Genomic DNA, 12,827 nt, shown 5'->3' on the forward strand with positions numbered 1-12,827 from the left:
TATTGGGGTCCTCCGGTCCAGCACGCATCCCTGGGTTGCTGAGCGAAGACGAGGCGGCTTGATCATCCTGCCGCTGCTGAAGCACTTCGCGGAACCCCTGTTCCAGTCGCAGAAGCTCCTCTGCATTGGTTGGCGGCTGGTGAGCTCGATCATCGAACAGCGGCCGGAGCGCCTCGGGAACCTCAGCGCTGAAAGAAGGCGAGGCGGCTTGCTCATCCTGCCATTGCTGAAGCACTTCGCGGAGCCCCTGGTCCAGTCGCTGAAGCTCCTCTGGATTGGTTGGCGACTCGTCAGCTTGATCGAACAGCCTCCGGGCCTCGGCAAGGTGCTGCTCAACGCCCACTTGCCTGGCCTGGACCGCTTGATCCTCTTCCAAGCCGGCGTCCTGCACCTGCGGCAAAGCTGTTACACGGGATGGATTACTATTTCGCGGGTCCACACTAGCCTCACATCAAACTGTATCGTCAAAAATCCTGCGCCAATTCACGCAGCGGGTCATCGAGTTGAGATTCTGCCGAGAGCCCCTCGTCCGCTATCGTCTAGGGTACCGGCTCCGGGAGGGCGCCTGTCTGGCTTTCGAAGATGCGTTTAAGGATGCGGTCCGAAAAATATCGCACCTTCCTCAATTGCAATGGTGGCAGGCCTTTGATGAGAACAATCTCGTAGTCTTCATCGAGCAGCCGAACCTGTTCGGGACGCAGCAGCGGTGCACCTTGATGCGAATTCTGAATGTTCCAATCGAACGTTCGCGCCTGGCTGGCAAGGCCGTGAACGGGATTCGAGGAGAAACCGTCACTTACCATGGCCGAGACCTCAACGGCCGGAGCGATCTCTGCTTCTGGAGGCAGCCATTAGATCCTCGCGGGCGTGATTATAGGGGTGACTTAGGGACTGCCCGATTTCACCACCCCGCCGCAGCTGTTGACGGGAGGTTTGCGGGCCTACTGTATCACGGACTGAAGCCGCAATACCTGCTATGTGGTCGTCCAAATTCGCATTCCGTTCCTCTACTGCATGCTGCGGCGGAGGCATGTGCGGCAAGATATCTTGCATGCCGGGAACTGCGTGAGCTTGGGCCTGTTGATTTGCGTCGAACTGGTGATACACCGCCAATTCCGGCGGCTCGACAGGAGGCCGGGGCAGCGAGTCCAGTTGGTTGGCGGCCACCAGAACTGATTCCACTGCGTCTTGGTGCGTGCGCGAGGAAGGATCCATTCCGTAGGCTCCCTGAATCATCAGTGATGCGATTTCCTTTTGTTGGTCTTCAGGAATACGGGACAATGCGTTGCGTACACTATCAGCGAACTCGGGTGAGATCACTTGTACTTCTGCATATTTTTTCCACGATACGGGTGCGTTTTGCTTCCGGCGCAAATCGTTGGCAGTCTGTTCATTTGTGTCCGGATGCACGAACGGAATCAACCCCTCAACACGGTTTTTCAGGAATTCGGCGGTGCTTTTGTCCATCGACCAATGACCTTCCTTGACCGGCACTCCGCTCCATGCGCTGTCTTTCAACCGAACAGCGGGACCGTTGGCCCAGGCATCCATAACCACGGTCGACCTCGGGTCGCGGCTTCCGCGCCGCAGTTCGTTCCAAATGTGACCCGTCTTGACTGGGATCTCATCACTTTCGTCGGTTATCTCTTTCATTGACACGGAAGCACTAGAGGTCGTACTCCGCTCGTCGGCCGCCATGTGTGGGGCGTGGACGATAGCGGAAAGGGGAGCGGTCTGATTGCAGCACGCCGCTCCCATGACTACGGCCACTGCAACCTTAATGTTGTCGTCTGCTCCCATCATTGCAACCGACGATCCGATGCTGTTGTGGCCGTGAGAGGGAATGTCGTCCACCTTAACGTTTCCCCGGCCATGTTTGAGCAGCAGGCGAACGTCGTGAACTGTTTGCCCCGCTGTCGCGAGTCTTATCGGGCTGGTGACGTCGTCACCGACGACACACGCTCCCATATGATAGGCGGCCTGCTGGATCTGATGTGGCTCCAGAGGCGCATCTCCGCCCCGTCGCAACCTGTCGGCAGGCGTGCCCACGGAGACCCTCAGCGCTGCCGTGGATTCTCGCGGCGACTCTTCCGTGTCATATGTGGCATGTCGAGTCGATCCGGAGGATTTGGAGATGCAAATTCCCATAGCCGTTCACCTGTAGTGGAGTTTCTGATCGCCGAGGGACGGATACGCGAGACGGGCGCTTAACCGTCAGTGTCATCTGGATGAGCTTCCATCAAGGGTGCCGGCTCCGGGAGGGCGCCTGTCTGGCTTTCAAAGATGCGTTTAAGGATGCGGTCCGAAAAATATCGCACCTTCCTCAGTTGCAATGGCGGCAGACCTTTGATGAGAACAATCTCGTACTCGTCATTGAGCAGCCGAACCTGTTCGGGACGCAGCAGCGGCGCACCTTGAAACGAATTCTGAATGTTCCGGTCGAACGCTCGCGACTGGCTGTAGGAAATCGATTTGGCTTCAAACGTGTATTCACCGATGGCTTTGGAAATGTAGGTTGGAGTCTCGTCATCGGCCGTGGCCATGAACACTTGCAGTCCGGTATTGCTGAGAAAATTCTGCTTACCAGCCTCTCCATAAGCCCCCGTTAGTGCCGAAAGGCTTTGGATGATGAGCATGAAACGCCCCTTGTAGCCCGCGATAGTCGTAATTGCGGTCTCGATCGCCTCCAGCTTCCCCAAGTGCTTGAACTCATCGAGCAGAAAGAGAACCTCGTGCTTTTCGTCCTGGCGGGGCAGCGACCGCTGTAGAATTGAAACGGTTTGCTGAAAAAATAAGCGTATCAAAGGCGCGATCACCTCAAGGTCGTTCGGACCAACGCAAAGATAGATGCACGTTCTGCGACGGCGAAGATCATAGACCGAAAAGTCCGAGCGACTTGTAGCCGCCTTGACAGCCGGATCCGCCCACAAGTTGAGCCCGCCATCGCCGAGCACGGACGTGTAGGAGGTTAGGATTTTTGTATCGTTCCCCGCCATGTCGTCGAAGATGCGTTGTGCCTCTTTGTTCCGGGTCTCCATGGCGAGCTGCGCGAAGAGCTTAAACTTCTCCCCCGGCTGAGCGAACAGATCATAGACGGCGCCGATTGTTGGCGTGCCCCGCTCGATGCAGGCAAGGATCCCCGCGACAAAGATATCTCGCGCGCCGCTGACGAAACCTTCCGCCCCCTCCCCCTTGGCCGTGATCAGGTTTGCGGCCAAGCGGCGGGCTTCGGTGAATTGCAGCTGCGGAGGCAGCGCTATAAGGTCCAACAGCGGATTGTAGCAGTTGGTGCGCCGCTCCGAATCCAGCGGCGCGAATTTGAACACTTCGTGGCCTGCGGCTTTGCGCGCCCTAGAGGTGAGCTCAAAGAGCTCCCCCTTGACGTCCAGAGCTATCACTGAGCCTTTGAATGTAAGGAGCGTTGGAATGACTATGCCGACGCCCTTGCCAGCGCGGGTCGGCGCAACGATGAGGCTGTGAGGCTGCTCGCCATTGGTCAGGTAATAGCCAGGCCAGAAAGGACCACTCGTCTTCCCGAAGACCGGCCCTGTCACGCCACGGTATCGTCGCAGATATCCCGTGCGTCGCATTTCATCCACTCGAGCCCAACGAGCGGTCCCGTGGTGTTCGAGCTTGCGGCGCAATACGAACTGCTGAATCAGCAAGACAACCGCGGATGTCGAGAGCACGATAGCCGCGCCCTGATAGAAAACGGGGGTTGCGAAACCCAAATAGAAGGGCGTCTCAAACCAAAAGGCACGGACATCAAACGCCATCAGAGCCTCGCCGCTACCCCCGTGGCGGAAGGTTGCGTACAGACTCGCCGCACAGAACCCCAAGGCGAGTGAGCACGCGATGCTAATGGCTATGTTGGGGGACGTCGTTTTTGTAGAAGACATTGTTCCATGGCCGAATTAGCCGTGCTGATGCTGCGCTTGCTTTTGACACCGAACCCAGGTCGCGATGCCGACGCTCGACAGATCGATGCCGCAGCGGGTGGTGCGATGCTTGCATCGCGCCACCCGGCAGACGTGGATTTTGAAAGTTTCACTAAGCAGATACGTCGACGGCCAGGGAATTGGAAACAGCAAGGCCGTGAACGGAATTCGGGAGAGGAAGCGTTACTGCCATGGCCGAGACCTCAACGGCCGGTGCGATCTCTGCTTCTCCTAGCCTCCATTAGATCCTCTCGGGCGTGATTGTAGGAGTGGCTTATGTCCCGGCCGACTTGACCACCCCGCTGCAGCTGTTCGTGGGAGGTTTGAGGGCCAACTGTATCACGGACTGCAGCCCCAATACCTGCTATGTGGGCGTCCAGATCCGCACTGCGTTCCTCTGCTGCATGCCGCGGAGGAGGCATCTGCGGCAAGATGTCTTGCATGCCGGGAATTGAGTGAGCTTGGGCCTGTTGATTTGGATCTAACTGGTGATACATCGCGTACATAGCATTGGATGCTGTCGACCTGACGTGGCCATCCGGATCGGTAGCCAATTCAGCGGCCTGATCAAAAATGCGAGCTTTATTTTCAGCGTTAAACTTGCTGAAGTTTTGCGCAGCGTAAAGCGCTCCGATAGCTTGCGAAGGTGGGTCCATGTTGCCAATGCGATTAACAATACTATCTTGTGTCTCTGGCCGAAGGTAATGAGACACATTACTGACTGCTCTGAATTGCTCCAATGCTACTTCATCCGAGGTGTGTCCCAACCCGGCAGTCAATTTATCCCCCAGATCGACGGCTGATCGTCCAAGCTGATTGGTCCGCGTTTCAAATCTCGCGAGGTCAGTTTCTGGCTCGGTTCGAGTGCCCCGAACGGCTATGCGCTCTCGCCTCCCGAGTTCTTTGAAGGTCCCAAGATTTCGCGCTGTATCGCGCGGGTTAGCGCTTACCAGCCGTTCTGCAACATCGGTCAATGGTCCGTATGGAAGGTCACGGAGGGTACTGCGATTCCCCACGTCTTGGGATGAACTTGCAGCTGCGCGTGCCCGTTTGTTATCGCGATCCATTGCTCGGCCTCCAAAGTGGTTAAGTTACCCAATCAGGGTACCACCGACGCTTGACCTGCTAAACCGATATGAGGTTACAGTTGTAGTCTGGCAGAAGCTTCTCCCAACTCTGGGATACGCCGAGAGCCGTAACCGGGGCAGATTTCCGGGCGGAAGGGGTTTGCGGCGAGAGCGTTCGTGATTCGCCGTTTGCGTGACGCATCAGGATCGTCTCGTATAAGAGAGTCCGTCGCGATACGCCCCGCGAATGACGATGGTACCTTCGGCTTGACTTATCCTTCGCGCTCTGCGGGTCCGACGAGAAAATCAGCCTACCTTGCTGAGACTACCTGCGGAGGACTTGCCGCTACGGCGGTCCTGCTCGATCTCGTACTTGATCTTCTGCCCATCAACGAGGTTTGAAAGTCCAGCCCGTTCTACAGCTGAAATATGGACGAAAACGTCCTGACCGCCGTCATCGGGCTGGATGAAGCCAAAACCTTTGGTGCTGTTGAACCACTTCACTGTTCCGGTCGCCATATCTGTGTATTCCTCTGTGGCCAGTGCGAACCAGACGGGCCGTGAAGCCGATCCTGTTCATATTTCGTAGAGTTAAACCCAGCAAAAACCAGAATTACCCACCTCGGGTTTGCGGCGCGAAAAGCCATTGCTCTGTTTGGGAACGCACCGAACAGGTGCCGGTGAGCTTGAGCGCAACGCGCTGCAAGACGCTCGAGTGCCGAGGAACCTCTCCGACAAGGTTACGTCTGAGCCGCCCAGTATGCCGGCTCGGCAACCACTCGAATGGATCGAAGCCGATCTGCAAAACGGATGGTGAGAGCGTTCGCTCGTTTCCAACCCATCCTGTCTCACCAGCGCGGACGCCTGGACGGATGTCAACGCCGGAAAAAGAACCGCATCGATTGGTCCCGCTTGCGGCCAGCTCCAGTCGGCCGCTCGATCGCAAGCGTGGTTCGAGGAGGAAGCTCTCCCAGGTGCAATGCGAGGAGACGCTGGTCCAACTCCTTGTCGGCTGCCGTAAGGCGGTGGTTCAGACGAAGGTAGTCCATCCAGGTCGGGGTGCGGAAGGTTTCTGTCCAACGCGAAGGCTGCTGGAGGTCGCGCTGGAGATTCCAGTGTCGCGCACCAACGCCGCTTTGTACTCGCCGCCGTTCCCGCATCTGCTCCAGGAACGCTTCGACATTTGCTTCGGGTATTGAATATTCGATCTTGGCGACGATCGGCCCGCTTCGGGGCTTCAAATCCAGGGCAACCTGAGGCGTTTCGAAGCCAAGAGGAGCCTGATCGGAATCTTTCCATTGACGGATGGGCAGCAGGAAGCCGGTGCCAGCGACCAGCAGCAGCGCGCCACCTGAAAGCTCCAGAGCCGAGCTCAGCGAATAGCTCTCGGCCACCGTACCCCACAGCCAGCTGCCAGCCGCGATGCCGCCGGATGAAAGGGCATAATAGATCGAGAGCGTGCGACCAACGACCCACCTTGGACTCGCCAACTGGACGCTTACGTCCAGCCCGGTCCAGGTCACGACCCAGCCCGCGCCGCCGAGCGCCAGCGCGATAGCCGCCACCGCCACCGAGGGGGTGAAAGCAAGCGATAGACAACAAGCCGCACAGGCGATGCACGACAGTGTCGTCAAACGTTCCTGGGACAGCCTCCGTCTCAGAATATTGTTGCAGATGCCGGCGAACAAGGCGCCGGTCCCGAAACCGGCCATCAGGATGCCGTAAACGACTGGCCCTCCCCCCAGCTGATCGCGGGCGACGAGAGGCAAGAGCGCTAGTATGGAGATGCTCGTCAGCCCAAAGAGGGCACCGCGGGCAATTGCTGCCTTGATTTCGGATGACAGGGCAGTGAAGCGCGCTCCGTCATGGATCGCCGTGGTCAATGGTTCACTCGGCAGCGGTGACGGGCGAACATGCCATTTGCAGCGCCCTATGGTCCACAGCAGCATCAGATATGTAAGCGTCGCCACTGCGAAAGCCGTCAAAGGGCCAAAGGAAGCAACGACGACGCCACCGAGAGCGGGACCGATGCTTCGGACGGCGTTATATCCGACCGAGATAAGCGTGACGGCGGCCGGAACATCGCGCTTTCGCAGGATATCGCCAACCGACGCGTGCCAGGCGGGGTCGGTGAAAGCGGCGCCTACTCCGGCCAAACAGCTGAATGCAAGAACCATCCATGGATTGAAAATTCCGAGACCTGCAAGAACAGTCAGCATCGTCGAGGACAATGCTATCACGCACCAGCCAGCGAACATGAGATTGCGGCGGCTGTAATTGTCCGCTAGGGCGCCGGCGATAATTGACAGGAGGAATGTGGGCAAGGTTGTCGAAGCCTGCACCAAGGCGACCATCACATCCGATGTCGAAATGGTCGCCATCAGCCAACTGATGGCAACCATTTGAATCAGCCACCCTAGACTGGATACCTGTGTGGCAATCCAGATCGGACGGAAAGTTGAATTCTCGAGCGGCGCGAACGTTGCCGATGACACCGGATTAACTTCTTCACGCGCCACCCCGCTCATTGGGCCGAGCCTCCCTTCGCTGCCAGTGTACGAGATTTCTCCCCGCCCACGTGCCCATGGAGGAATGGCAGGATCAGGGCATTTTATCTGCGCAACGCAAGTTATTTTTGCCTGGCCGATGCTGTGGCAGAACCGAATGCTTCCGGTGGAGCTATCGTTCCGCTATGCGGGACGAGACCGGTTCGATCCTGTCGCTCTCGATCCCCGACCACGTTACAAGAATCGTCAGTTTGACGTTCCTTGGCGTCTCCAACCAAGCCACGTCCTGGGCATCGACTCCCTTCTGGTGATCACGAGCTCCCGCGCATTGAACCGCCTCGCCAAGGTGGATCAGTAGTCTATCTTTGGCGTAGGTATTCAGCAGCTTGCTAGGCGCCCGCCGCCACGTGCGGGAGACGCCGGTATCAACCGGCGGGCAGATGCGCCGAGGGCAACAAGCGCGCCTGACGCAACGCCGCCAGATCAGCCGAGCCGGTGCAGAAGCAGGCGACGGCCAACTGGCGGATGACGATCTCGAAATGCGCGACAACCGCCTCGGTGGACACCGTCGCCGCGCGCAGCACGCCGGCCGCCTGCCCGGCGATGTCCGCGCCCAGGCGGATGGCCTTGGCCACGTCGACGCCGTCGCGGATCCCGCCCGACGCGATCAGCTTCACAGTTGGCAGCGCCCGACGTACCGCCTGCACGCTGGCCGGGGTCGGAATCCCCCAGTCGGCGAACGCCATCGCCACTGCACGGTCGGCGGCATCGCGGGCGCGCTCGCCCTCCACCGCGGCCCAACTGGTGCCGCCGGCGCCGGCGACATCGATGACCGCCACGCCCGCCTTGACGAGCGCGCAGGCCACCGAGGCGGACAGGCCCGACCCCACTTCCTTGGCCACAATCGGCACGTCCACGCTGCGCGCGGCGCGAGCGATCTGCGCCAGGACGCCGCGCCAGTCGCGGTCGCCCTCCGGCTGTACCGCTTCCTGCAGCGCATTGAGATGGACGATGAGTCCATCGGCCTCCAGCGCATCCACCGCCCGGCGCGCCAGGTCCAGGCCGTCGGCCTCGCGCAGTTGCGCGGCGCCGATATTAGCCAGCAAGGGAATGTCTGGGGCCATGCGGCGCAGCGCGCGCGTCAGCCCCTGGGAGTTGCGGGATTGCAGGCTCACGCGCTGCGAACCGACGCACATGGCGATCCCCAAGGCTTGTGCTGCCTCGCTCAGATGCCGGTTGATGGCCTCGGCGCGTGGCACGCCGCCGGTCATGGAGCTGATCAGCAGCGGCGCGCGCATGGTCTTGCCCAGCAGCGAGGCGCGCAGGTCGATCTGCGTCAGGTCCAACTCGGGCAATGCGCAGTGTTCGAAACGGATGTACTCCCAGCCGGCGGCGACCGTGGCCGGCGCCGTTCGCCGATCCAGCACGATGTCCAGATGGTCGTCCTTGCGCCGGCTCGGGATGTTGTCGCTATCGCTCATGCTCGCTCCATCCGTCGCATCGGGGGACGGCGTTGCATCGGATCGGACCAACGGCAGCGAGCGCACGCAGCCGCATCCCGCCGTTCAGGCGGGCGCACGCTGGCCTCCCCCCGCAGCGTCGCTGCGGTAGCGGCTGGTCGAGGTCTGGTAGTACTGCGCGCGGATGGCCGCCATGGCCTCGATCAACGCTCCCCACGGCGCGGGAAAGCGTTCTTCCGCCATCACCCGGTGCAGCATGCGCGTATGGCCGGCCAACTCGTCGTTGAGGAACTCCACCACAGGCATAGCCGGATAGCGCTGCCGCAGCAGGATCGCCGCGTTGTCGGCCTCGCCCGCCGACCTGTCCTTGTCGCGTCCATGCAGATCGTTCTGCAGGCGACCTATCGCGGAGATGAGCCGCAGGACCTGGCGAAACGCCTGACGCGCGCGCAAGGTCGCCATGTCCAGCCCCCACAGCAACGACAGGCAACAGAACACGTTCGTGTAGGCGATCGAATCGATGCCGTTGTGCAGGTACTCGGCGTAGGACCAGCGTTCCGCCCCTGCCGCCTGCGCGTGTCCGGCACGCAGCGCCCCGCAGTAGCACCGAGTGTCGTCGAGCAGCCGAGCATAGTCGCGACGATCGTAGGCGAGCGCGGCCAGCGAAGCGCGCAGCACAGCGCAGCCCTCGAATCCGGGGAGCGCGCACGGCACGCCCTGCCCCAGCGCCTGCTCCACCGCGGCGAGCTCCTCCGGCGCGATCAGGCCAAGGTCGTTGCAATCGTCGAGCCAGAACAGAAGCGCCAGTTCGCGATAGAACGCCACGATCAGCGTTTCGTCCTGCGGATCGCGGCCAGTGCGGGCGCTGGTGTCGCGCAGGCCCGGGTGGATGCGCTGCAGGATGTACTGGCCGCCCCTGACCGCTTCCACGGCATGCTCGTCGGCGAACCCTGTCAGGGAACGCCCCCACTCCAGCACCTGCTGCAGCGCGCGTTCGGTCGGGATCATGGCGCCGCTCCTGCTCCCTCGGCCAGGACGCGCCGCCCCCAACGAAGCGCCAGCCACAACCCGGCGAGTTCGGCCACGCGCACGACCCGGGTGGGGCAATACAGTTCCTTGCCGATCCACAGCGACGTCTGCGGCAATGCATGCGACACATGGCGGGCGAGCATCCACTCCAGCGCATGCGCCACCGCCTGCGCGATGCGCCGGCGCCCTGTCGGCTCTTCGCTCCCGTCCATGACGTGCAACGCGAACAGCGCATAGGCGGTTTCCTCAAATGAGGACGCGCGACCGGCGCCCCAGCCGCCGTCATCGCGCTGCGCCTGCAGCAGCGCCGCCAGCGCGCGCTCGTCGCGCCACTGGGGCTTGCCTTGCGCCAGCGCAGCGACCGCATGCGCGGTGGGATACAGCCACGAAACGTGCCATTTTTCGTTGTCCCATAGGCCGTGCGGGTTGCGATTGGCCTCGACGTAGGCGCTGGTGCCGGCGGCGGGCTTTCCCAACAGTCGCAACGCATGCAGGGCATGGATGTTGGTCGACACCGAGGCATTGCGCTCGCCGGGGAAGGTGACGAATAGCTCGCCGATTTCGAAATCGCGCAACGCATCGACCGGCGGGTCGCGGCCTGCAAGGCGCAGGACGCACAACGCAACGGAGGTGTCGTCGGCATCGGCTGCGAAGTGCAAGGCCGGGCCCAGACCGCGCACGCCCATGCGGGCGTCGAGCTGCGCGACGATCACGCGCACGGCATCGGCGAACGCGGGATGCGCGAACAGCCCGGCCAGATGCAGGGTGTACAGCGACCAGCATGGCTCGAACACATTGATCGGCCAGACGTTGGGAACGACACCTTCGATGCCGCTGCGCGTCGCCCGCGATGCCGCCTGCAGATACGCGTCGGTGCGCCCGACCTGCGGCGTGCTCCCATGTGTTACGGCTTGCGCACGCCACGCGGCGGTGGCCGCCGGACTGATGCCAATGCTGCCGTCGTCGTCCGGGCATGCGGTGGTCGGCGACGTTCCCCAGGCTTCCCAGGAGTGCAGCAACGGATGGCCGCTCGGCAACGTCGCCACCGCCCCCAACTTGACAAGGCACGCCTGCCGCAACGGCAACAGCGCCGGGTGGCGCGGAAACCCCACGCCGCCCAGCAAGGATGCGGCCTCGCCGCACAACTGCGGCAGGATCAGCTCCGCGCCGATCGGCGCGTCTTCCGGCACCGAATGCGCGTAGGGATCGGGCTGGCGCTCGAGGAACCGGGTTGCAGCCTGGACTGCGTCGGCAGCGCCGGGAAGAGGATCGGCACGCTGCAATGTCAGCAACGCCGCCCAGGTGGGCGCATGGCGGAACAGCGGGAAGTCCGCGCTTCCCCATCCGCCATCGGCCTGTTGTTGCGCGATGAGCCACGCGTATGCGTCCTGCCGACCGGCGACGTTGCCGTGGAACTGCAGAGCTCGCGCCGTGTCGTACACGGACGGACCGACGCTGCCGCCGTCGCTCATCTCGACCAGCAGGTGGCGCAATTCGGAAAGGATCTGTTCGGACAGCGCGTTCACGCGGTATGTTCCTTCTGCAGACGGTTGCCGGGAACCAGGATCGGGCAGACGCCGCGCACGTCGCCGCAGGCCCGTCGCGGCCCGGCGCACGGGCAGCGCCGGACGGCCGCCCTGCTCCGGCGCGGCGACGCGCCCCATGCTGGGGCCGGTCCGCCGCATAGGCTTGCGCGCAGCGCGCCGCGTGCGCCGCGGCTGTGCTGGGCAACCGCTGCGATCGCCGCCGCCGACTTGGACACAGTGCAGCATGCACCGCTCACGCCGGCCGATCGATCGCAGCGGCACAGGGGCGACTCCATGCGGACGGGCGCGCTCATGCGCATGGCGCGTGCTTGAACAGATACGCGTTGGCCCGCTGCAGCATCTGCGCCAACCGTTCCGCACGCGTTCCCAGCGGGGCGATGGCCTCCCCGGCGTCGCGCAACAGATCCAGCGCCAACTGGCGCGCTGCCTGCAGCCCCATGATCGACGCACAGGTCGGCTTCTGCGCCGCCGCGTCCTTGCCGGGGGTCTTGCCCAACGTCGCGGTATCCGCTGTTGTGTCGAGAATGTCGTCGACCACCTGCAACGCCAGGCCGAAACAGGCGGAGTAGCGATCGAGCGCACAGTACAGCGCAGCGTGGGCGGCATCCTCCGCGATGGCGCATAGCGCGCCCATGCGAACGGACGCGCGCACTAGCGCTCCGCTCTTCATCCGGTGCATCGCCACGATCCTGTCCAGCTCGACGTGCTTTCCTACCAGCGACAGATCCATGGCCTGCCCGCCTGCGGCACCCTCGGCGGACACCGCCTGCGCCAGTTCGCGCACGAGCGCGATACGGTTGTCGCCCGGCGCATCCAGGCTCGCCAGGGTCAGGAAGGCGTGCGCCTGCAGCGCATCGCCGACCAGGATCGCAGTGGCTTCGCCGAACTTGACGTGCACGGTCGGAAGGCCGCGGCGAAGCACGTCATCGTCCATTGCGGGCAGGTCGTCGTGGACCAGGGTACAGGCGTGCATCATCTCGATGGCGGCGCCGACATCGTCGAGCATGTGCGCCGGCGTGTCGGCCAGTGCGCCGGTAGCCAGACAGAGCAAGGCGCGGGTGCGCTTTCCGCCATGCAAGGTGGCGTAGCGCATCGCCGCCATCAGCTCGGTCTCACCGTCGTCTTCGGCGCAGAGAAGACGCGCCAGCGCCTGTTCGACCCGCCTTGCGCCGTCCTGCATCCAGATCTCCGACGGCAGCCTGCCGGATGCGCCGCGCGCCTGCGCGTCGTCGTGTAGCGTGGAATCGGTCTGCATGTCGTTCATGTCCTTGTACCTGGC

The 12,827-nt window shown here is 62.3% G+C and carries 9 protein-coding genes and 1 pseudogene; all 10 read right to left on the reverse strand.

The features are described from left to right. Positions 1–376, reverse strand: a 376-nt coding sequence (locus A3AU_RS1000000139630; protein ID WP_161633551.1) for a hypothetical protein, incomplete at its 3' end; no start/stop codon positions are given. A 163-nt stretch (positions 377–539) separates the two neighbouring features. Next, positions 540–758: pseudogene (locus A3AU_RS0130900) on the reverse strand (type IV secretory system conjugative DNA transfer family protein); the annotation flags it as partial. 55 nt (positions 759–813) lie between these two features. Then, positions 814–1,854: a type III secretion protein gene (locus A3AU_RS1000000140205; RefSeq protein ID WP_245235615.1), complete on the reverse strand. Its 1,041-nt coding sequence runs from the start codon at positions 1,852–1,854 to the stop codon at positions 814–816. A gap of 353 nt (positions 1,855–2,207) precedes the next feature. Beyond that, complete coding sequence (gene virD4, locus A3AU_RS0130910) at positions 2,208–3,899, reverse strand: type IV secretion system ATPase VirD4 (RefSeq protein WP_027056329.1); 1,692 nt, start codon at positions 3,897–3,899, stop codon at positions 2,208–2,210. Between the two features lie 1,412 nt (positions 3,900–5,311). Then, complete coding sequence (locus A3AU_RS0130920; RefSeq protein WP_027056331.1) at positions 5,312–5,524, reverse strand: cold-shock protein; 213 nt, start codon at positions 5,522–5,524, stop codon at positions 5,312–5,314. A 356-nt stretch (positions 5,525–5,880) separates the two neighbouring features. Next, a complete protein-coding gene (locus A3AU_RS0130925) occupies positions 5,881–7,533 on the reverse strand; it encodes an MFS transporter (protein ID WP_006329112.1) in 1,653 nt (550 codons plus the stop codon). Positions 7,534–7,937: 404 nt separating this feature from the next. Next, entirely contained in the window at positions 7,938–8,993 is a 1,056-nt protein-coding gene (fni, locus tag A3AU_RS0130935; protein WP_006329110.1) for a type 2 isopentenyl-diphosphate Delta-isomerase, read from the reverse strand. Positions 8,994–9,077: 84 nt separating this feature from the next. After that, positions 9,078–9,980 carry a terpene synthase family protein gene (locus A3AU_RS0130940; protein WP_027056333.1) on the reverse strand — a complete coding sequence of 301 codons (903 nt, stop codon included), beginning with the start codon at positions 9,978–9,980 and terminating at the stop codon, positions 9,078–9,080. Continuing rightward, positions 9,977–11,527, reverse strand: a complete 1,551-nt coding sequence (locus tag A3AU_RS0130945) for a hypothetical protein (protein WP_027056334.1) — start codon at positions 11,525–11,527, stop codon at positions 9,977–9,979. The genes A3AU_RS0130940 and A3AU_RS0130945 overlap by 4 nt, the downstream gene beginning before the upstream one ends. Before the next feature lie 310 nt (positions 11,528–11,837). Next, positions 11,838–12,803 carry a polyprenyl synthetase family protein gene (locus A3AU_RS0130955; protein WP_027056336.1) on the reverse strand — a complete coding sequence of 322 codons (966 nt, stop codon included), beginning with the start codon at positions 12,801–12,803 and terminating at the stop codon, positions 11,838–11,840. Positions 12,804–12,827: the final 24 nt, after the last annotated feature.

The sequence above is a fragment of the Mesorhizobium erdmanii USDA 3471 genome (genome assembly GCF_000472705.1).
Classification (GTDB): Bacteria; Pseudomonadota; Alphaproteobacteria; order Rhizobiales; family Rhizobiaceae; genus Mesorhizobium; species Mesorhizobium erdmanii.